The organism is Bradyrhizobium sp. USDA 4341 (assembly GCF_054063755.1).
In genome coordinates this window covers 5,425,681-5,444,344 of the sequence record NZ_JBSSGO010000002.1, presented here as the reverse complement: position 1 = coordinate 5,444,344, position 18,664 = coordinate 5,425,681, and the positions used below count along the sequence as shown (strand labels likewise).

At 64.6% G+C, this 18,664-nt stretch carries 21 protein-coding genes; 11 read left to right on the top strand and 10 right to left on the bottom strand.

All coding sequences use genetic code 11. The annotated features are described in order from the left end of the window. Positions 1-74: 74 nt before the first annotated feature. Both trxA and ACVIGB_RS31845 read left to right on the top strand, forming a co-directional pair. Positions 75-995 (top strand): thioredoxin, encoded by a 921-nt coding sequence (trxA, locus tag ACVIGB_RS31850; protein WP_171947937.1) that lies wholly within the window; start codon positions 75-77, stop codon positions 993-995. A 30-nt stretch (positions 996-1,025) separates the two neighbouring features. Then, positions 1,026-1,700: an LON peptidase substrate-binding domain-containing protein gene (locus ACVIGB_RS31845; RefSeq protein WP_229166118.1), complete on the top strand. Its 675-nt coding sequence runs from the start codon at positions 1,026-1,028 to the stop codon at positions 1,698-1,700. A gap of 6 nt (positions 1,701-1,706) precedes the next feature. Here ACVIGB_RS31845 and ACVIGB_RS31840 read toward each other — a convergent pair whose 3' ends face one another. The 8 genes from ACVIGB_RS31840 to ACVIGB_RS31805 form a co-directional block, all read right to left on the bottom strand. After that, entirely contained in the window at positions 1,707-2,096 is a 390-nt protein-coding gene (locus ACVIGB_RS31840) for a hypothetical protein (RefSeq protein WP_092121143.1), read from the bottom strand. Positions 2,097-2,115: 19 nt separating this feature from the next. Beyond that, entirely contained in the window at positions 2,116-3,027 is a 912-nt protein-coding gene (locus ACVIGB_RS31835) for an FAD:protein FMN transferase (RefSeq protein ID WP_456719702.1), read from the bottom strand. Continuing rightward, positions 3,008-3,478, bottom strand: a complete 471-nt coding sequence (locus tag ACVIGB_RS31830) for an FMN-binding protein (RefSeq protein ID WP_456719703.1) — start codon at positions 3,476-3,478, stop codon at positions 3,008-3,010. Before ACVIGB_RS31830 ends, ACVIGB_RS31835 begins: the two co-directional genes overlap by 20 nt. Positions 3,479-3,546: 68 nt before the next feature. Further along, positions 3,547-5,169 carry a hypothetical protein gene (locus ACVIGB_RS31825; RefSeq protein WP_456719704.1) on the bottom strand — a complete coding sequence of 541 codons (1,623 nt, stop codon included), beginning with the start codon at positions 5,167-5,169 and terminating at the stop codon, positions 3,547-3,549. A gap of 241 nt (positions 5,170-5,410) precedes the next feature. Next, the gene (locus ACVIGB_RS31820; protein WP_456719705.1) at positions 5,411-5,968 is read right to left on the bottom strand and encodes a cytochrome b/b6 domain-containing protein; all 558 of its coding nucleotides are present in this window, start codon (positions 5,966-5,968) and stop codon (positions 5,411-5,413) included. Positions 5,969-5,978: 10 nt separating this feature from the next. Next, positions 5,979-6,248 (bottom strand): PepSY domain-containing protein, encoded by a 270-nt coding sequence (locus ACVIGB_RS31815; RefSeq protein WP_425304899.1) that lies wholly within the window; start codon positions 6,246-6,248, stop codon positions 5,979-5,981. A 233-nt stretch (positions 6,249-6,481) separates the two neighbouring features. After that, the gene (locus ACVIGB_RS31810; RefSeq protein WP_456719706.1) at positions 6,482-9,016 is read right to left on the bottom strand and encodes a bifunctional diguanylate cyclase/phosphodiesterase; all 2,535 of its coding nucleotides are present in this window, start codon (positions 9,014-9,016) and stop codon (positions 6,482-6,484) included. Between the two features lie 296 nt (positions 9,017-9,312). Continuing rightward, positions 9,313-9,663, bottom strand: a complete 351-nt coding sequence (locus ACVIGB_RS31805) for a hypothetical protein (protein WP_092126409.1) — start codon at positions 9,661-9,663, stop codon at positions 9,313-9,315. Positions 9,664-9,755: 92 nt separating this feature from the next. On the opposite strand from ACVIGB_RS31805, the gene ACVIGB_RS31800 reads away from it, so the two are divergent. The 3 genes from ACVIGB_RS31800 (at position 9,756) to ACVIGB_RS31790 (ending at position 11,510) form a co-directional block, all read left to right on the top strand. Further along, positions 9,756-10,292, top strand: coding sequence for a TetR/AcrR family transcriptional regulator (locus ACVIGB_RS31800; RefSeq protein ID WP_456719707.1), 537 nt, complete (start codon positions 9,756-9,758; stop codon positions 10,290-10,292). Positions 10,293-10,398: 106 nt separating this feature from the next. Further along, positions 10,399-10,596 carry a Trm112 family protein gene (locus ACVIGB_RS31795; protein WP_018269337.1) on the top strand — a complete coding sequence of 66 codons (198 nt, stop codon included), beginning with the start codon at positions 10,399-10,401 and terminating at the stop codon, positions 10,594-10,596. Then, positions 10,596-11,510 (top strand): alpha/beta hydrolase family protein, encoded by a 915-nt coding sequence (locus tag ACVIGB_RS31790; protein ID WP_456719708.1) that lies wholly within the window; start codon positions 10,596-10,598, stop codon positions 11,508-11,510. The genes ACVIGB_RS31795 and ACVIGB_RS31790 overlap by 1 nt, the downstream gene beginning before the upstream one ends. 117 nt (positions 11,511-11,627) lie before the next feature. On the opposite strand, the gene ACVIGB_RS31785 is transcribed toward ACVIGB_RS31790, so the two are convergent. Further along, on the bottom strand, positions 11,628-12,848 hold the full coding sequence (locus tag ACVIGB_RS31785; protein ID WP_456719709.1) for a ubiquinone biosynthesis hydroxylase: 1,221 nt from the start codon (positions 12,846-12,848) through the stop codon (positions 11,628-11,630). A 153-nt stretch (positions 12,849-13,001) separates the two neighbouring features. On the opposite strand from ACVIGB_RS31785, the gene tesB reads away from it, so the two are divergent. Continuing rightward, entirely contained in the window at positions 13,002-13,862 is an 861-nt protein-coding gene (gene tesB, locus ACVIGB_RS31780) for an acyl-CoA thioesterase II (RefSeq protein WP_092121123.1), read from the top strand. Between the two features lie 3 nt (positions 13,863-13,865). Here the strand turns inward: tesB and ACVIGB_RS31775 are convergent, their stop codons facing one another. Beyond that, on the bottom strand, positions 13,866-14,756 hold the full coding sequence (locus ACVIGB_RS31775; RefSeq protein WP_456719710.1) for a DUF4339 domain-containing protein: 891 nt from the start codon (positions 14,754-14,756) through the stop codon (positions 13,866-13,868). A gap of 326 nt (positions 14,757-15,082) precedes the next feature. Here ACVIGB_RS31775 and ACVIGB_RS31770 point away from each other — a divergent pair, with 326 nt between their 5' ends. From ACVIGB_RS31770 to ACVIGB_RS31750, 5 genes are all read left to right on the top strand, one after another. After that, complete coding sequence (locus ACVIGB_RS31770; protein WP_092121117.1) at positions 15,083-15,421, top strand: P-II family nitrogen regulator; 339 nt, start codon at positions 15,083-15,085, stop codon at positions 15,419-15,421. A gap of 155 nt (positions 15,422-15,576) precedes the next feature. Next, positions 15,577-16,893 (top strand): ammonium transporter, encoded by a 1,317-nt coding sequence (locus tag ACVIGB_RS31765; RefSeq protein WP_456719711.1) that lies wholly within the window; start codon positions 15,577-15,579, stop codon positions 16,891-16,893. 138 nt (positions 16,894-17,031) lie between these two features. Continuing rightward, complete coding sequence (locus ACVIGB_RS31760; RefSeq protein ID WP_016841428.1) at positions 17,032-17,346, top strand: ArsR/SmtB family transcription factor; 315 nt, start codon at positions 17,032-17,034, stop codon at positions 17,344-17,346. Continuing rightward, positions 17,343-17,696: an SRPBCC family protein gene (locus tag ACVIGB_RS31755; protein WP_456719712.1), complete on the top strand. Its 354-nt coding sequence runs from the start codon at positions 17,343-17,345 to the stop codon at positions 17,694-17,696. Before ACVIGB_RS31760 ends, ACVIGB_RS31755 begins: the two co-directional genes overlap by 4 nt. A gap of 68 nt (positions 17,697-17,764) precedes the next feature. Beyond that, positions 17,765-18,367, top strand: a complete 603-nt coding sequence (locus ACVIGB_RS31750; protein ID WP_092121107.1) for an ATP-dependent Clp protease proteolytic subunit — start codon at positions 17,765-17,767, stop codon at positions 18,365-18,367. Positions 18,368-18,664 lie beyond the last annotated feature (297 nt).

The following is an 18,664-nucleotide window of genomic DNA, read 5'->3' as shown; positions in this document are numbered from 1 at the left end:
CTGAACACGCCGTCTGGAGCGTGCTAGAACGCCCCCGTATTTTTCCGACCTCAGAAGACCAAGGCGAGGACAACGTGACGATAATGGAGCAGGGCGGCCCCACGCCCGAGGCAGCGCCCGATCTGATCAAGGAGACGACGACCCAGACCTTCGTCAAGGACGTCATCGAGGAATCGCGCCGCCAGCCGGTCATGATCGACTTCTGGGCGCCGTGGTGCGGTCCCTGCCGCCAGCTCACCCCGATGCTGGAAAAGGCGGTTCGCAACGCCAAGGGCCGGGTCAAGCTGGTCAAGATGAACATCGACGAGCATCCGCAGATTCCCGGCCAGATGGGCATCCAGTCGATCCCGGCCGTGATCGCCTTCGTCAACGGCCAGCCCGCCGATGGCTTCATGGGCGCGGTGCCGGAGAGCCAGATCAACGCCTTCATCGAGAAGATCACCAAGGGTGTGCCCGCCGCCGGCGAGCCCAATCTTGCGGAGATCCTGGCCGAGGCCGACGCCGTGCTTGCTGAGGGCGACGTCGAGGGTGCGGCGCAGATCTATGCCGAGGTGCTGGCGCACGACGCCACCAACATCGCGGCGCTGGCCGGCCTCGCCAAGTGCTATGTCACGTCGGGTGCGGTCGAGCAGGCCAAGCAGACGCTCGCGATGGTGCCGGAGTCCAAGCGCAATGACGCCGCGGTGAAGGCGGTGCAGGCGGCGATCGATCTCGCCGAACAGGCGCAGTCGGTCGGCCCGATCGCCGAGCTGGAACAGAAAGTCGCCGCAAACCCGCTCGATCATCAGGCCCGGTTCGATCTCGCGACCGCGCTCAATGCCATGAACAAGCGCACGGAGGCGACCGAGCAGCTGCTCGCCATCGTCAAGCGTGACCGCAAGTGGAACGACGACGGCGCGCGCAAGCAGCTGGTGCAGTTCTTCGAGGCGTGGGGTGGCACCGATGAGGCAACCGTCGAGGGGCGCAGGCGGTTGTCGACGATTCTATTCTCGTAACGCACGCCCGTCACAGCACCGGGACCGCAGATGCCGATCAATGCCGAATATCGCGGGCCCGGCGAGCTCCCCGAGGTGATCCCGGTGTTCCCGCTGCCGGGCGCGCTGCTGCTGCCGCGCGGCCAGATGCCGCTCAACATCTTCGAGCCGCGTTATCTCGCGATGATCGACGACGCGCTGCGCGACGGTCACCGCCTGATCGGCATGATCCAGCCCGACGTGGCGCATTCGCAGAAGGAGGCGAAGCCGGCGCTGTTCCGCATCGGCTGCGTCGGCCGCATCACCCAGCTCGCCGAATCCGGCGACGGCCGCTACATCCTCGAACTGACCGGCGTGGCGCGCTTCAAGGTGGTCGAGGAGCTGACCGTGCAGACGCCGTACCGGCAGTGCAAGGTCGACTTCTTCTCCTTCGCCGGCGACTTCACCGCGCGCAAGGGCGAGGATGCCGTCGATCGCAAGGCGTTGCTCGAAGTGCTCGCGGATTTCCTGGAAGCCAACAACCTGAAGGTCGACTGGGAAGGCATCGAATCCGCGCCGAACGAGGCGCTGGTCAATGCGCTGGCGATGATGTCGCCCTACGGCCCGGCCGAGAAGCAGGCGATGCTGGAAGCGCCCGACCTGAAGACCCGCGCCGAGATCCTGATCGCGGTCACCGAGATGGACCTCGCCAAGAAGCGAACCTCCGGCGACCCGCCGGTGCAATGAGGCGCTTCACCGCAACTCTCGTCGGCCCAGCCAGATGTGAAGCGGAAACATCAGGGAGAGGGCAAATCCCGCTGTGAGGTGGATCCAACTCATCCAGGGCCGCACCTCCTCGGATCCAAGATAATAGAGCCCGAAGGCGGTCACGATCAGGACCGCATTGAACGCCGCCATGATCGATCCCGAAATGCGATTCTTGCGGCTCCGCCACGCGCGCAGCAGATGCACGGGGATGAGGGCGCCCAGCGTCAACAGCGCCAGCATGGCGACCCCGCCATGAACCATCAATAAGTTGGCGGCGGCCTGCTGCCAGATCTCGTCGCCGGCAACGTTCTTTTGCCAATCTGCCACCAGCCAGCCGGCGCCGGTCAGCAACAGCGCTCCGAACGTCGCGTACATCGAATAGCGAAATGAACGTTTAAGCCGCAAGATGCACCGCCTGAGGCCAGTCGGAAGTGATCTGAACGTCTCCGTCGGTCGAGATCAGCAAGGCACTTGCCTTGTAATGCTCAAGCAGGTCGCCGGCATCGGTCCCCGAGATCATGACAGCCTTCGTCAGCGCATCGGCGATCATGCATGAGGGCGCGCAGACCGTGGCGCCGATAGCGACGTTGGTCGGATTGCCCGTGGCGGGATCGATGATTGCCGAAGCGCCCGCAGGCGCTCCGTCGACCAAGTCAAAACGAAGTGCGGTCGATGCCAGCGCCTGATCAGTCAGCTCGACACCAGCGAGCAAGCGGAGCGGGTCGCGGGGGTCGCGCAGATGAACCGTGTGCGGTTCCTGTCCGAACATCCGAAGATCGCCGCCGGCATTCACCACCCCGCCCGGAATATCGAAGCTGCGCAACACCTCGACTGCGCGGTCGACGGCAAAGCCCTTGGCGATGCCTCCGAGATCGATCGTGATGCCCGGTGATCGAAGGCGCACCGCTTGTTCGGGCAGCAGCTGGATCGCATTGTCGAGGCTCTGTTCCGGTCTGATGATGCGATCGCCGCCCGGTCCGGGCAGCAGGCCCATGGCTTGCAACACCGGCGCAACGGTGACATCGAAGGCACCCTTGGAGCGGCGATGCATCTCGAGCGCCGCCTCCAGGACCTCGAACGTCCAGGCATCAACGCGCGTCGGCCGGACGCCGGCTTCCCGGTTGAGGCGGCTGACGTCGCTGTCGTGCTCGTGAAAGCTCATCAGCCGATGAACCCGCGCGACGGCATCGAATGCGGCGTCAATAGCGGCATCCGTTTCGGGTCCGGCGGCAGCCGCGACCTCGATCTCGACGAAGGTGCCGAGCAGCGGCCGGGCGCGGCGAATACTATCGGAGGCGATTGGCATAGGCGGCCAGAATTCTCTTCACGCCCTCCGTGACATGCGTCGACGACAGCGTCGCGCCGGAGATATTCCGGATGTCGCCGTTGATCTTCAACGCGCTGCCGCCGGTCTTGCCGACGAATTGCGCCAGCCAGCTCGGACTCCGGATCTCGCCGCCATAGGACTCCCGATATTGCAGGATCTCGACCTTATGCACCGCGCCGCCCGGCGTCAGCGCCACTGCATAGTCGATGAACAGGTGCTTGCCGATCACCCGGTCGAAGACGAAGAAGCCCGCGACCTTGCCTCCGGCTTCGGCCTTCCAGACCCGGCCTGCCTGGACTTCGGTGAAATTCGTCGCCGACGGAAACGCCTGCTTCTGCGCCTCCTCGATCGACAGATACTGAACGGCATAGGCCGGCGAAGCCGCCGACACGATCGCCGTTGCAGGCAGTGCATATCGAACCCACGTCATCTCTCACCTGGCTCCAATCGTTTTCATCATGCGCGCGGAGCGTTTGCTCCGACGCGGCCATGCTGATCTCAGAAGAAGAATCCGACGCCGCCGAGGAACGAATCCGACATCGCGCCGGTGATGCTCTTGTCGATGACGTGCTGATAGGTCGCCTTCAGCGCGATCTTTGGTGACGGGAAGAGCGCGAAGCCGGCGGTGTGGAACTGGCGTTGGCCGGCGCCGGTCGGCATGTTGGCATCCGTGCCGGCAAAGCCGCCGCTCTGCAAATTCTGGTAGGTGTAGCGATAGAAGGGCACCGCCTCCCACTCGCTGTTCAGGATGGTGCCGAGCGGCACGTGATAGGCGATCTCGCCGGAATAGCCGTTCATCGCCTTGCCGACATTGTTGGTGGGATCTGAATCGTTGTTCGCGCGCAGGTTCTCCGGATGGCTGAATTCGGCGTGGACATACTCGCCGCGAAGCTCGAGGCCCGTTTCAGGAACGCGGTAGCGGAATTCGGCGTCGAACATCGCCAGACTGGAGTGGCCCAGGAAATTGCCGAGATCATCATGCGCCCCGCGTGGCGTCGTGTTCGGCGAGAAGTAGGCGCTCACACTTCCCGCGAAGCCGGGCAGGAATGTCGGCGTGACGTCGAGCCGTCCGGAGACGGCGACGGCATTGTTGAGCTGCTGGAAGTCGCCGAGCGGGGGCCTGGAGAACCCAAGCCCATTCAGGCCATCGATGCCCGCGGCGTAGGGCGTTCCGGGAAGCGGCACGGTCTTGGCCGCGGTGCGATTGTCGAAGGTATCGCCGAAGTCCTCGTTGCTGGTGCTGACCATCACCTGATACTTCAGATCCTCGCTGATGGTGCCGTAGACGCTGCTCGACGGCACCTTCCAGGTCGATGGAATGAGGCCGTTGTACAATTCGGGCCGGTTCACACTGTAGAACTGCGTCGGCTCGTGATGCTGGTTGATGTAGCCGATCGGCACGAGATCGATGCCGGGCGCGCGCCAGTTGAACTGATCGAGGATCTTGAAATCGATCCAGAGCTGCTCGATCTCCGCGGTGCCGTGCAGCTTGTCGTCGTTGTCGAAACCGGACCCTGCGTGCTCGAACTCGATCTCGGCGTTGAAGATGATGTTCGGCGTGATCGCATAGGTCGGCAACAAGACGAATCGTGCAGCATCGAAGCCCTTCTGCCACTGGCCGTTGGCGGCGGGGTTTTGCATGGCGCCGAACTTGATCTCGCCATAGGCGCCGATGCTGAGACCGGCCACGGGCGAGTCCGCCAGCCCGAGAATGGGCTTGTCACCCACCGCTGGAAGCGGAGGCAGCTGCAACATCGGCTTGGCCGGCGTCTGCGCTGATTGAGCTGCGGGCTTGCCCTTGGCGTCCTTCGGGTCCTTGGTGTCTGTCGCCTCTTTCGGCTCGACCGCCGAAGCCGCGGCATTGGCGCTCCGGGTCGAGGCCGCCTGCGGCGCCGGTGCGCGGCTATCCTTCTGCTTCAACTCGGCCTCGAGCGCCTGGATCCGCCGCTCCATCTTGTCGAGTTTTTTCAGCAACGCCTCGTTCGCGGTATCTTCAGCCCCAAAAGCGCTGCCGCTGCCGATGATCGACAGCGCGCTCGCCGCGAGCAGCGCCGCGCGCCTGGAATTAAAGCCAAGTTCGAATTTCGATGCACCTAACCCCACGCAACGATGCGATGACATGCGCCCCCCTGCTCTGCGGAAACGAAAAGCCCGCGACATAAGGGCGCACCTAACACCACTGAGAATTATTTCGGAGAGTTTCCGTCATCCGAGTGGCAGCTCGGCGATTAGAATCGCTCAAGTTTGGAATTAGAATAAGAATAAGCCTCAACTGTTGGTCGGGATCATCCGGCGCCGGAGGCGGATTTGCGCATGGGCTTCCGAACCAAAGACGCGACCCGGTCTGACGGCTCGAAGCTGCTTACCGAGGACTGCGGAAAACCTTCCGCCCGGTGAACATCGCGCGCACCAGGTTCTGACGCTGCAGCAATCCCACCACGATGACGCCGAGCACGTGCAGCCCGATCAGGATGATGACCGCATCCGAGGCATAGGCGTGGGTGTCCTCGACCCACCAGACCCCGAAGAAGGTCACCGTGACCTCCATTGCACCCGTGATCGCGGAGACCGCGAGCGTGAGCAGCAGTGCCACCAGCATCACGGTGCCCGCGGGGTTGAGCCCGATATAGCGGCCGGTGATGCCGCGGCGGAGATTCCAGATGTAGCGCGGCGCGGCGCGCAACCGGATGCCGAGCTTGCCGAAACGCGCATAGCGCGTGCCGGCAAAGCCCCAGATTAGCCGGAACGCCAAGAGCCCGATCACGGAATAGCCCGCCAGCCGGTGCAGCCGGTCATAGACGTTGGGCGTCACCCAAGCGACCAGGACGAGGATGGCGAGCGCCCAGTGCCAGAACCGCAGCGGCAGGTCCCAGACCTTCACGGTGGTGGCGCCGCGGGCGCCGGGCGCCGCCTTCGTCATCGCGTCTGTTTCACTTCGCGATCGTGTGCTTCAGGCTGAGATCCTCCGGGCTGTAGAACAGCTCGTAGAGCTTGCCTTCCTTGACGCCGTACACTTCGTAGCAGGAGCCCTCGACCTTCGAGCGGCGCACCTCGTAGCCGGCGGCCTTGGCCTTGGCTTCGGCATCGCTTGCCGGCTTCCACGACGCCTTGTCGAGCTTGGTGCAATTCTTGTAGCCGTCGGCGAACGCCGCCGATCCTGTCAGCCCCAGAACGCACACTGCAAGCGCAGCGCTCATCATCACTCTCACGCGCATCTCCCCTCCGTTGACGATCATGCCCACAACGCCATCGCGCAGGGCACATGCGTGAACAATGCCGAGGTGATTGCCAAGTCAAGGAAGCGCGGACACGGCACGCTTTAGAGAAATTCTAACGGTCGCGAAAACCGCTTTGCGCTCCACGCGCAATTTGGTTTTCACCGCTTGCTGCGGCCTTACGCCTCATGGGTATTTCTGCTGGCGCGGCCTTTCGGTCAGGACGCGGCACCCGCCATTGCGAGGCGAACCGCGGGGCGTTCGGCTGCTGCCGGCATCCGCCCACCGATCATCTGTGCGACCTTCTCGCTCTGGACCGCGGGGCTGAAGTGGAAGCCCTGCACTTCCACGCAGGCGTCGGCGCGCAGGATGTCGAGCTGCTCCCTGGTCTCGACGCCTTCGGCCGTTGTCGTCTTGCCGAGGCTGACGGCGAAGCGAACGACCGCGCGCGCGATCCGGCGCGACTCGTCGGTTGCGCCCGCGAGTTCGGATACGAAGCTGCGGTCGATCTTGACCTTGTCGAACGGAAACTTCTGCAGGAAGCTCAGCGACGAATAGCCGGTGCCGAAATCGTCGAGCGCGATCCGCACCCCGAGATCATGCAGCTGGCTGAGCGCCGCGAACACCGCCTCGCTGTCCTGGATGATCGCCGTTTCGGTGACCTCGAGCTCGAGCCTGTCAGGCGAAACGCCCGAGCTCGCCAGCGCGTGCACGATCACCGGGACCAGTTCGGGGCTCCTGAATTGCACCGGTGACAGGTTGATCGCGATCTTGAGGTCGTCGGGCCATTTGGCGGCTTCCGCACACGCGGTGCGCAGCACCCATTCGCCGAGCGGCACGATCAGGCCGGTCTCCTCCGCCAGCGGAATGAACTGCGCCGGGGACACCGTGCCGCGTTGCGGATGATGCCATCGCAACAGCGCCTCGAAGCCGCTGGTCTCCCCGCTCGCGACATTGATGAACGGTTGATAGTGCAGCTCGAACTCGCCATTGGCGAGCGCGCCGCGCATGTCGCGCTCGAGGCTGCGCCGGGTCTGCAGCAGCCGGTCGAGCTCCGGCTCGAAGAAGCGGAACGAGCCGCGCCCGCCGCTCTTGGCCGAGTAGAGCGCAAGATCGGCGCTGCGCAGGACCTCGTCGGAATCGGTGCCGTCGCGTGGCGCGATCGCAATCCCGATGCTGGTCGTGGTGGTCACCCGATGATCGCCGAGATCGATCGGCTCGCTGAGCGCCTTCCTGATCCTCTCGGCGAGCACACCGGCTTCCGCGACCGGATCGGTGACGTAGTCGATGACAGCGAACTCGTCGCCGCCGAGCCGCGCGACCAGGGTGGTATCGCTGACGCACCTGCGCAACCGCGAGGCCACCGACTTCAGCAACGCATCGCCCGCCGGATGTCCGAGGGTGTCGTTGACGTCCTTGAAGCGGTCGAGATCGAGCATCAGCACCGCAAGGCTCGGTCCGCCGCACCGCGCGCCGGAGAGCGCCTGCTCCATCCACTCCTTGAGCAGCACGCGGTTCGGCAAATCGGTCAGCGCGTCGTGTTGCGCCATATGGGTGATCTTCGCCTCGGAGCGCCGCTGCTCGGTGACGTCACGATGCGTCGCCACCCAGCCGCCGCCGGGCATCGGCTGCCGCGTCACGCAGATCAGGCGGCCGTCGGCAAGCTCGTCGACCCGGCTGCTGATCTCGCCGGCCGGCAGCGCATTCAATGTCGCGAGCACTTGCGTCGCGGCGCTGTCGCTGGTCTCGCCCTTGAGAAGGCCGTTGGCGATCCGATGCGTGATGATCTCGCGATGGGCGGTGCCGGGCAGCAGCAATTCGGGCGGCAGCCGGTACATCTTCGCGTAGCGCTCGTTGCACACGACGAGGCGCTTCTCCGCATCGAACATGCAGAGCCCCTCACCCATGTGATTGATCGCCGTATCCAGCCGGAACCTTTGCTCTTCCAGCTCCTTCTGCGACGCCTCGACCTGCTGGCGCGCCAGCGAGAGCTGGCTGATGATCTCCTCGAAGCGACGGGTGCGAAGCGCGAGGCGCCGGTCGGCAAGCACGCCGACCAGGCTCATCCCGAGCACCGAGAGCGCCACGCCCGCGATCACGATGGCGAGGAAGGCGGGAGAGAGCGACAGGGTTTCCGGAGTCTGCAACGGATCCGGAACGATCTCGACCGCGCCCATCGCGGTGAAATGATGCGACACGATCGCAAGCGTCAGCAACAGCGCCGCGACGAGCGACATCCAGCGATCCTGATAGCGGACCGCGACCGACAGCGCGGCGTAACCGAACAGCATGCCGAGCACGATGGAGGCCGCCACGAGGTCGATCGACCACACCACACGCCCCGGCACCTCCAGCGCCCACATTCCGAGATAATGCATGCTGGCGATGCCGGCTCCGATCACCGCGCCGCCGACCGGCGCACGCCAGGGGCTGGAGTCGCCGGCGGCAAGGCCGAGGCCGCCGGACGTCAGCATCATCGCTGCGACGAGCGACAGGCCGGTCAGGACGATACCGTAGCCGGTCGGCACGCCCGGCTCGTAGGCGAGCATGGCGATGAAATGCGTTGCCCAGATGCCGTAGCCGATCGCAGCTCCCGCGATCGCGATCCAGATCAGCCGCGTCCTCGCCTGTGAGGCGATCGCGCGATGGAAGATGTTGACGGCGACAATGCTGGCAACGAAGCAGACCAGGCCGGCGAGCAGAACGAGCCGCCAGTCATGCTCACCTGAAAGACACGTAAGAACACGAAACATGCGTCGGCCCATGGTTGTCGGCGCGGACAAGCTAGGCCGATTGAATTGTCTTCTCGATAATTTTCTACAACTTTCAGTGGCATGGTTATCCGCGCGTAAGCCGATTCCGCACGGAAATTGATGGCTCCATAAATATTGCACACATCCTGCGATCGCGCGTCTTCAGCCCTCGAGCGGAACAAGGACAGTTCCGCCGGTTGCGACCCGCGACGCCTCGCGCTGTTCGTTCTCAGCCAGTCATTCAGCGCGCGAAGACGATGCTCCGGCTGGCGCGATCATCGTCATGATCGCACTCGCTAGTAACCGGCCGCGGCAAGCGCCACGACGGCGCTCATCGCCATCCAGCCGAAATGCCGGCCGCGGGTCGCGACTGCATTCGCGAGCGCGGCGCTGCCGAACACGATGGCGAGCGTTGCCACGATCCAGTGCCGCGCGGCATCCGAGGCCATCGCAGGCGCGGCGACCAGCAGCACGCCGCCGCCGATCCAGGCGACCGTGCCGGCCTGATAGACCAAACGAAGCAAGAGACGCAGCCGCGGCGGTTCGACGGTGGCGCGGGCGAACACTTTGGTCTCGCCGAGAACGCCATGGATCAGGCTGACCAGGATGGCGATGAGTCCGGCGCCTTGCAGCAGAAGATCACGCATCATGACGCCTCCATACAGTACTGTATGGATAAGACACCGCCGGCTGGCGCCTGTCAATACACTTGTGTATGGTCGGGCGCGGACGGGGAACCATGACGGAACAGCTCTCGGTCAAGGACTGGCTCGATCAGGGCCTGAAGACACTGGCGAAGCATGGCTTCACGGCGCTCAAGGCCGAGCCGCTGGCCAAGGCCATGGGGGTCTCGCGCGGCAGCTTCTACTGGCATTTCGCCGACATCGGCGCCTACCGCACCGCGATCCTCAACCATTGGCGCGAGGTTGCCGCCGAGCAGGTGATCGCCGAACTCGAGACCATATCGGAAGGCGGCGATGCGCTGGCGCTGCTGCTGCGCCGCGCCTTCTCGGCGCGGCTGGCACTGGAACGCGCGGTACGCAGCTGGGCCACCGCCGATGCCGCGGCGCGCGCCGCCGTGCTCGAAGTCGACCAGCGCCGCATCGGCTATATCGAAACCCTGCTCCGGCATGCCGGATTCCCCGACGGCGTGGCGCGCGGCCGGACGCAGATCTTCTATTGGGCGTTCATCGGCTACGCGCTGTCCGAGCAAACGCTGCCGAAGCCGCGCCAGCAGGCCGCAATCGACGAGCTGTTGCGGATGACCAAGCACTGACAGCTGACACGGGAATGTGCTACACGACGGCCAGTTTGTTCTGACGCGTTTTCTTCACGCGAACCGCTGCCCACTTCGCTCGAAAACGCTCCAGTCGGAGACATCGATGAATTCCACGACCGACCACCTCGAGAGCACCGCCGACCCGAAACTGCTCGAAATCCTGGTGTGCCCGATCACCAAGGGGCCGCTGGAATTCGACGCCGCGCGGCAGGAGCTGATCTCGCGCTCCGCAAAGCTCGCCTATCCGATCCGCGACGGCATCCCGATCATGTTGCCGGAAGAGGCGCGCAAGATCGATTGATGCGCGCCCTCGTCACATGGCTGCTGCTGCTCGTCTCGGTGGCGAGCGCTACAGCCGACGAGAGCAGGCTGCGCATCGGCGCCATTGACGCGGTGCTGACGGTGCCGCCCGACATCGCAAAACCGCCGGTGGCGCTGCTGATCGCCGGCTCCGGCTCGACCGATCATGACGGCAACGGGCCACAGCTCAAGCCGGCGACATTGAAGAAGCTCTCCGAGCAGCTGGTCGCACGCGGCATCGCGACGCTGCGCTACGACAAGCGCGGCGCCGGCGAATGGAAGAAAGAGTTCGGCCGTCCGGAGGACTTTCGGTTCAAGGACTATGTCGGCGATGCGGCGGCACTGATCGAGTATCTGCGCGGCAGCGGCAAGTTCTCTCATGTTGCGGTGGTCGGGCACAGCGAGGGCGGCCTGGTCGCGATCCTCGCCGCACAGCGCGTACCGATCGACCGGCTGGTGCTGCTGGCAACGGCGGCGCGCAAGCAGGGCGACCTGTTGAAGGCGCAGCTCGAAAAGCAGCTGCCGCCGGACAAATTCGCGCCGATCGGAAAGGCCATCGACGACATCATGGCCGGGCAGATCGTCAACCCGCCGCCCGCGGGGCTGGCGATTGCGCCTGCGATGCAGCCCGCCATCACATCAGCCTTTACCGAGGATCCGATCGATCCGATGAAGAAGATCACAGGGCCAGCGCTGATCGTCGCGGGCGGCCGCGACCATCAGCTGGCGCGGCTCGACTACCTCGCGCTCACCACCGCGGATGTCGCGGCCAAATCATTGTGGCTGCCGGACATGAATCACCTGCTGGTCGACGTCACCGACGCGGCGGACGACATGGCAAGCTACAACGAGCCGGAGCGGCCGCTCGATCCCGACCTGATCGAGGCGGTCGCGGGCTTCATTTCGCAGAAATAGTGGATGCGAAGGCCGTAGCCCGGATGAAGCGCAGCGCAATCCGGGGCCGATCCACCCGTGGAGAGACTGCTCCCGGATTTCGCTTCGCTGCATCCGGGCTACGGCACCGCGCAAGGCTTACAGCGCCTCGCCCTTCAGCAGCCGCGGCACTTCGCCTGACAATCCTGCCGCCTGGCGGATGAACATGCTCTTCAGCGGCGGCGCGCGATCGACGAGGCCCAATCCGATGTCGCGTACGGTGCGCAGCAGCGTCGATTCGTTGGAGAACAGGAAGTTCAGCGAGTTGGTCGCAAACCCCATCGCCATCGTGTCGAAGCGCCGCCACCGCTGGTAGCGCTCGAGCACGTCGGCTTGTCCGAGATCCATGCCGAGCCGCGCCGCATCGACGACCACCTCGGCAAGCGCTGCGACATCCTTCAGGCCCATGTTGAGCCCTTGTCCTGCGATCGGATGGATCACATGCGCGGCGTCGCCGATCAGCGCCAGCCGTTCGGCGATGAACGAGCGTGCAACGAAATAGCCGAGCGGAAACGCACGCGGCTTATCGAGCGCCTTGATCTCACCGAGGTGTAGGCCGAAGCGCTGCTCGAGCTCGGCGTGGAATTCCGCCTCGCTCAGCGCCGTGATGCGCGCGGCGTCCTTGCGCGTCTCGGTCCACACCAGCGACGAGCGATTGCCGGTCAGCGGCAGGATCGCGAACGGACCGGCAGGCAGGAAATGCTCCTCGGCGCGGCCGTGATGTTCGCGCTCGTGTCCGACGGTGACCACGATGCCGGATTGATCATAGTCCCAGCCATGGGTCGCGATCCCGGCGCGCTCGCGCAGCTTCGATCGCGCGCCGTCGGCGGCGACCAGCAGGCTCGCATCGATCTCGGTGCCGTCGGTCAGCCGCACGCTGACGCCGTCGGGCCGCGAGTCGAAGCTCGACACCGCGGTGGCGCGCAGCTCGACGCCTTCGGCTTCGGCGCGGGTCGCGAGCGCATCGATCAGATAGCGGTTCTCGACCATATGGGCGAACGGCTCGCCGGGCTCGACGTTGCCGGCGAAAGTGAGGAACACCGGGCGCGTCGCGTCCTCCAGCTTGGAATCGGTCACGACCATGTCCGTGATCGGCTGCGCCGTCGGCGCCACCTGCCCCCAGACGCCGAGGGTCTCGAACAGCCGCCGGCAGGCGGCCACGATCGCGGTCGCGCGCGGATCGCGGCTCGGGCGCTGGCTCAGCGCCGGATCGGCCACGATGACCGGAATGTCCGGGCCCAGCCCCTGGCGCAACGCCACGGCCAGCGCCAGACCCGCAAAAGCGCCCCCGCAGATGACAATACTTCGCTGTGCCGGCATGCCGTTCCTTTACGCGCCCTGCGCTCTCAGACTGTGCTTGCTACCTGATAATAGCTGGGCGAAACAGGGGACAGAAACAAGGCCAAATCCAACGGTCGTCATTCCGGGGCTCGCGCAGCGAGAGCCCCGGAATGACGAAAGAGAGCACCCCTCATGTCCAAGAGCCTGATCGACCTGTTGTCCATCCTCGATCTCGAACAGCTCGAGGTGAATTTGTTCCGCGGCAACAGCCCGAAGACGAGCTGGCAGCGCGTGTTCGGCGGCCAGGTGATCGGCCAGGCGATGGTCGCGGCCTGCCGCACCGTCGAGGGCCGCCTGCCGCACTCGATCCATTGCTATTTCATCCTGCCTGGCGATCCGCAGATCCCGATCATCTACCAGGTCGAGCGGCTGCGCGACGGCAAGAGCTACACCACCCGCCGCGTCACCGCGATCCAGCACGGCAACGCGATCTTCTCCATCATGGTCTCGTTCCACGCCGAGGAAGAGAGCAACTTCAATCATCAGGAGAAGATGCCCGACGTGCCGCCGCCGGAGAAGCTCACCGCGGAGGAAGTGTCGAAGCAGCCGATGTTCAAGGAAATGCCGGAATTCATCCGCCGCTACTATGAGAGCGACCGGCCGATCGAGCTGCGCCCGGTCGAGCTCGGCCGCTATTTCGGCCAGCAGATCGAGGATGGCCGCATCCATGTCTGGATCCGCACCGCGGCGAAATTGCCCGACGATCCGGCGCTGCATCTGTGCGCGCTCGCCTATGCGTCGGATTTCTCGCTGCTCGATGCGGTCATGGCGCGCTACGGCCGCACGCTGTTCGACCGGCGCATGATGCCGGCGAGCCTCGATCACGCGATGTGGTTTCACCGCCCGTTCCGCGCCGACGAATGGCTGCTCTACGCGCAGGATTCGCCGAGCGCGCAATCAGGCCGCGGCCTGACGCGCGGCCAGATCTTCAAGCCCGACGGCACGCTGGTGGCGTCCGTCGCGCAAGAAGGTTCGGTGCGCGAACGCAAGTAATCCTTAGCTGCCTGCGTAGGCGCCGCGCTCGGTCAGCGCGAATTGCGAGATGAACCAGTTGGCGTACCAGCGCAGCACCCACGGAATCGGGATCAGGAAAGCGCAGCCGACCGAGAACACGATGGTTCGCCACAGCACTTCGAGGCCCGAGGCATTGAAGGTGACCTCGCGGCGCGTACCTTCGACGTTGCGGCAGATCCAGCGCAACCACGCCGTCATCACCCAGGCCCAGCCGATGATGGTGATGGCCGCGATCACCATCAGCACGTACCAGCCGACATAGACCGCCGGGCTGCCGTTGAACGAGATCGGCAGCTCCTCGCCGCTCGAGCTGAGGCGACTGAAGATCCAGCGAACGATCATCCAGCTCAGGAAGCCCTGCAGCAGCAGCGACAGCAGCGTGACGATGTTGCTGTTGGCCGCTCCGGCATAGGTCAGAAGACCGAGCACGATGAAGACGTACCAGATGTCGAGCGGCTGCCCGGTGAAGCCGAGATGCGGCCGGCCCGGCACGCGGATATAGGGAATCGCGAAGCGGTATAGGCCGGTCGCGGTCCACGGCGCAGGGATGACGAAAATCTGGCCGATGAACATCAGCAAGCTGCGTCCGAACAGGCCCCAGATCGGGAAGTCGGCCGACAGCGCGCCGCCGCTATAGCTTGCCGACGCGGCCACCGGCGGGGGTCCGCCGGCCTGCGGAAACGCCGGCGGCGCACCGGCACTCGGAACAAGGCCAGGAATCTCCCCGGCCTTCTGCCAGCCGGCCATGCCCTCGGTCCACACCAGGGTATCGGCGCCCACCATGCCACGGGTGATCAGGTCGCGGAGCTGAGCTTCAGGCAGGGGGCCCTTTTGCTGGCCTTCAGATGCATAAAACCAGTTTCGATTCGACATTTTATTGTTCCTCGGGGCGCGGGCGCACGCGCTGTGGCGAGAATGAGCCAGCGGGAGCGCTGGCCGGGGCGGGAAAGCCATATTCTGGCCGACGGTTGTCGTCCCGTACAGTGACGGAGTTCACGCGCTGCGCACGTTTTCCCCTTCAACCTGCAACTTTTTTATGCCATTTGCCCAGAAAGCTGCCAGATTTGGCGGACGGCAAATTGCCGCTCCGGTGGCGGGACGTGCAGGCTCGGAGATGGCAAGTGCCGCTCCGGAGACGGCAAGTGCCGCTCCGGGGATGGGCGCACACGGAAAACCTCAAGGAAATGAAGGCCTGAACCATGAAACTCGTCGTCGCGATCATCAAACCGTTCAAGCTCGATGAGGTACGCCAGGCCCTGACCGCGATCGGCGTTCACGGCATGACGGTGACCGAGGTGAAGGGCTATGGCCGCCAGAAGGGTCACACCGAGATCTATCGCGGCGCCGAATATGTCGTGAATTTCCTGCCCAAGCTCAGGATCGAGATCGCCGTCGACACCGCGCTCGCCGACAAGGCGGTCAGCGTCATCACCGAGCACGCCCGCACCGGCCAGATCGGCGACGGCAAGATCTTCGTGACGCCGATCGACCACGCCCTGCGCATCCGCACCGGCGAGACCGACAACGACGCGCTCTGAGCCTTGAAGTATGGCTCCTGGAGCATGATCCGGAAAAGTGGAAGCCGGTTTTCCGAAGAGATCATGCTCAAGAAAAGTTCGAGATCACCGCCGGCAACGACGCCGGTGCACGCCGAAATCCACACCAAGAAACGACGACACGCCGGGGAATGATGATGGGGGCACGAGCTCTTCGTGCAGCGATATCAGCTGCGCCGATCACTGCTGCAATGCTGCTCTCGTGGGGTACGCCGGCGTCAGCGCAAGACTCCAGCGCCTCCGGCATCAACGCCGCCGACACCGCCTGGATGATGGTCGCCACCGCGCTGGTGCTGATGATGACGATCCCGGGGCTCGCGCTGTTCTACTCCGGCATGGTGCGCAAGAAGAACGTGCTGGCGACGATGGCGCAGAGCCTCACGGCCGTTGCGATCATTTCGATCCTCTGGGTCATCTTCGGCTATTCGCTGACCTTCGTCGGCAACGGTCCATGGCTCGGATCGCTCGACAGCTGGTTCCTCGCCGGCATCACGATGGACAGCGTCAATCCGGCGGCAAAGACCATCCCGGAAGCGCTGTTCATGCTGTACCAGATGACGTTTGCGATCATCACGGTGGCGCTGGTTGCCGGCTCGGTCGCCGACCGCATGCGGTTCTCCGCCTATGTGCTGTTCTCGATCGGCTGGTTCATCTTCGCCTATGTGCCGCTGGCGCATTGGGTGTGGGGCGGCGGCTTCCTCGCCTCGATGGGCGTGATGGACTTCGCCGGCGGCCTCGTCGTGCATCTCTCCGCCGGCATCAGCGGCCTGGTCGCGGCCAAGGTGATGGGCAACCGGCACGGCTATGGCAGCGAGAATTTATCGCCGTTCGACCTGTCGCTCGCCGTGGTCGGCACCGGCCTGCTCTGGGTCGGCTGGTTCGGCTTCAATGGCGGCTCGGCGCTGGCGGCCAATTCGCGCGCGGTGATGGCGATCACCGCCACCCATCTTGCGGCCTGTGCCGGCGCGCTGACCTGGGGCGCGATCGAATGGGCGACGCGCCGCAAGCCGTCGGTGCTCGGCATGATCTCGGGCGCGGTCGCAGGGCTCGGCACCATCACCCCGGCATCCGGTTTCGTCGCGCCTTGGCACGGCATCATCATCGGCATCATTGCCGGCCTGGTCTGCTTCTGGGCCTGTACCTGGCTGAAGCATCGCTTCCAGTATGACGACGCGCTCGACGTGTTCGGCGTGCACGGCATCGGCGGCCTGACCGGCACGCTGCTCGCGGGCGTTTTCGCCACCGCGGCGATCGGCGGCACCTCCGGCCTGTTCGAAGGCAATCCGCAGCAGCTGCTGATCCAGCTCTACGGCGTCGTCGTTACAGCGCTCTGGTGCGGCGGCGTCACTTTCGTGCTGCTCAAACTGGTCTCGGCCTTCGTCCCCTTGCGGGTCTCGATGCAGCAGGAGCTGGAGGGCCTCGACATCTCGCAGCACGGCGAGGCGCTGCAGTAGCGGCCGAGGTCATGGGGGCGCCGCGAGGGCAAACTCGCAAAACAACCCCATGCAAAGGGACCGGGCGCGATCTTACCCTGCACGGCGCGCGTAGAGTTCAAGCTTGCACGACACATAAGTGTATGCTTATGTGTCGGCATGGTCGATACCGATATCTTCAAGGCGCTGGCCGATCCGACCCGCCGCAAGGTCTTCGAGAAGCTGGCCGGCGGCAGCCTGAATGCCAGCGCCTTGCGCGACGGATTGGAAATCAGCCAGCCGGCGATGTCGCAGCATCTGGCCGTGCTGCGCGCGGCTGGACTGGTGCGCGAGCAGCGGCAGGGCCGCTTCGTGAATTATGAAGTCGACCCGGACGGGATCGCCAGCATCGGGACCTGGCTCGCCCGCTACCGCGCCTATTGGCCGAAGCGCATCGAAGCGCTCTCCGACCTCTTGAAGGACATGGATCAATGAGCGACACGGTTGAGCCTGACGCCGATGCAGCCTTGGTGATCGAATACGAGCTCGACGCACCGCCCGAGAAAGTATGGCGCGCCGTCACCATTCCAGCCCTGCGTGAACGCTGGCTTCCGGATTGTGATCTCGCGGGCGCTGAACCCCTATCATCGATCACGGGCGAAGAGGTGCGTTACCGGCTCCGCGATTCCCAGCCGCCGTTTCGCGAGAGTCACGTCACCTTCCGGATCGAGCCGAACGATGCCGGCGGCACCCGGTTTCGCATCATCCAGGAAGCCTGCGACGCGCGCGCAAACCCGCCGCAAGCGGCCAACAGCAACAGCCGCGTGCTGATGCGCGCGGCCTGATCGCAGACTTCATCATCCGCTGAATCATCCGCTGAAACTTCATCACCTGCTGAAATGGGAGGTCGCCGATGCGCGACATGATGCAACTCGTCCCGATGGTCGTCGAGCAGTCGTCCCGCGGCGAGCGGTCCTTCGACATCTATTCCAGGCTGCTGCGCGAACGCATCATCTTCCTCAACGGCGAGGTCAATGATGCGATGTCCGGGCTGGTCTGCGCCCAGCTCTTGTTCCTCGAGGCGGACAATCCGAACAAGCCGATCAACCTCTACATCAACTCCTATGGCGGCGTGGTCACCAGCGGGCTTGCGATGTACGACACCATGCAGTTCATCAAGGCGCCGGTGCACACGCTGTGCATGGGCACTGCGCGGTCGATGGGGTCGTTCCTGCTGATGGCCGGCGAGCCCGGTCATCGCGCGGCGCTCCCGAATGCCAGCCTGCACGTGCATCAGCCGCTCGGCGGCTTCCAGGGCCAGGCGTCCGATATCCAGATCCATGCCGCCGAGATGCAGGCGACCAAGCGGCGCATCATCCGGCTTTATGCGCAGCACTGCCGGCGCACCGAGGCGGACGTGGAACGGACCCTGGACCGCGATCACTTCATGTCGGCGGAACAGGCGCTCGAATGGGGATTGATCGACAGGGTTTTTGCAGCACGCGACGCCGCCTAAGGGCCCGGCATTTCCTTATCTAAATACCGTCATCTGCACCGCGGCTGAGCAGAATTGTGTCCAGACCCTGGCTTGCTCATGAATTAGGCCAATCTGATTAGATTTTAGGCGCGACGGAATAGCGCAGCAGCGCCTGGCTCCCGCAATGCGGGAAAAGGTCCGGATTCATAATCCATTAGCGAACCCGAGCCGTTTGGCACGGCATTTGATTCTAAGGGTCCTGGCTGTGCCCGCGTAGTGGAAGTCCTCCGCGTGGTGAACCTCAGTCGAAACTCCCGGTGTTCATTCGCACCGGGC

Excerpts from the sequence above, each read along its gene's own strand:
- ACVIGB_RS31820 (WP_456719705.1), bottom strand. The coding sequence starts at position 5,968 with ATGACGAAGGCGGCGCCCGGCGCCCGCGGCGCCACCACCGTGAAGGTC.
- ACVIGB_RS31755 (WP_456719712.1), top strand. The coding sequence starts at position 17,343 with ATGAGCGACACGGTTGAGCCTGACGCCGATGCAGCCTTGGTGATCGAA.
- ACVIGB_RS31795 (WP_018269337.1), top strand. The coding sequence starts at position 10,399 with ATGAATTCCACGACCGACCACCTCGAGAGCACCGCCGACCCGAAACTG.
- ACVIGB_RS31815 (WP_425304899.1), bottom strand. The coding sequence starts at position 6,248 with ATGATGAGCGCTGCGCTTGCAGTGTGCGTTCTGGGGCTGACAGGATCG.
- ACVIGB_RS31835 (WP_456719702.1), bottom strand. The coding sequence starts at position 3,027 with ATGCCAATCGCCTCCGATAGTATTCGCCGCGCCCGGCCGCTGCTCGGC.
- ACVIGB_RS31845 (WP_229166118.1), top strand. The coding sequence starts at position 1,026 with ATGCCGATCAATGCCGAATATCGCGGGCCCGGCGAGCTCCCCGAGGTG.
- ACVIGB_RS31830 (WP_456719703.1), bottom strand. The coding sequence starts at position 3,478 with ATGACGTGGGTTCGATATGCACTGCCTGCAACGGCGATCGTGTCGGCG.
- ACVIGB_RS31760 (WP_016841428.1), top strand. The coding sequence starts at position 17,032 with ATGGTCGATACCGATATCTTCAAGGCGCTGGCCGATCCGACCCGCCGC.
- ACVIGB_RS31770 (WP_092121117.1), top strand. The coding sequence starts at position 15,083 with ATGAAACTCGTCGTCGCGATCATCAAACCGTTCAAGCTCGATGAGGTA.
- ACVIGB_RS31800 (WP_456719707.1), top strand. The coding sequence starts at position 9,756 with ATGACGGAACAGCTCTCGGTCAAGGACTGGCTCGATCAGGGCCTGAAG.
- ACVIGB_RS31825 (WP_456719704.1), bottom strand. The coding sequence starts at position 5,169 with ATGTCATCGCATCGTTGCGTGGGGTTAGGTGCATCGAAATTCGAACTT.
- ACVIGB_RS31840 (WP_092121143.1), bottom strand. The coding sequence starts at position 2,096 with ATGTACGCGACGTTCGGAGCGCTGTTGCTGACCGGCGCCGGCTGGCTG.
- ACVIGB_RS31790 (WP_456719708.1), top strand. The coding sequence starts at position 10,596 with ATGCGCGCCCTCGTCACATGGCTGCTGCTGCTCGTCTCGGTGGCGAGC.
- tesB (WP_092121123.1), top strand. The coding sequence starts at position 13,002 with ATGTCCAAGAGCCTGATCGACCTGTTGTCCATCCTCGATCTCGAACAG.
- ACVIGB_RS31775 (WP_456719710.1), bottom strand. The coding sequence starts at position 14,756 with ATGTCGAATCGAAACTGGTTTTATGCATCTGAAGGCCAGCAAAAGGGC.
- ACVIGB_RS31750 (WP_092121107.1), top strand. The coding sequence starts at position 17,765 with ATGCGCGACATGATGCAACTCGTCCCGATGGTCGTCGAGCAGTCGTCC.
- ACVIGB_RS31805 (WP_092126409.1), bottom strand. The coding sequence starts at position 9,663 with ATGCGTGATCTTCTGCTGCAAGGCGCCGGACTCATCGCCATCCTGGTC.
- ACVIGB_RS31765 (WP_456719711.1), top strand. The coding sequence starts at position 15,577 with ATGGGGGCACGAGCTCTTCGTGCAGCGATATCAGCTGCGCCGATCACT.
- ACVIGB_RS31785 (WP_456719709.1), bottom strand. The coding sequence starts at position 12,848 with ATGCCGGCACAGCGAAGTATTGTCATCTGCGGGGGCGCTTTTGCGGGT.
- ACVIGB_RS31810 (WP_456719706.1), bottom strand. The coding sequence starts at position 9,016 with ATGTTTCGTGTTCTTACGTGTCTTTCAGGTGAGCATGACTGGCGGCTC.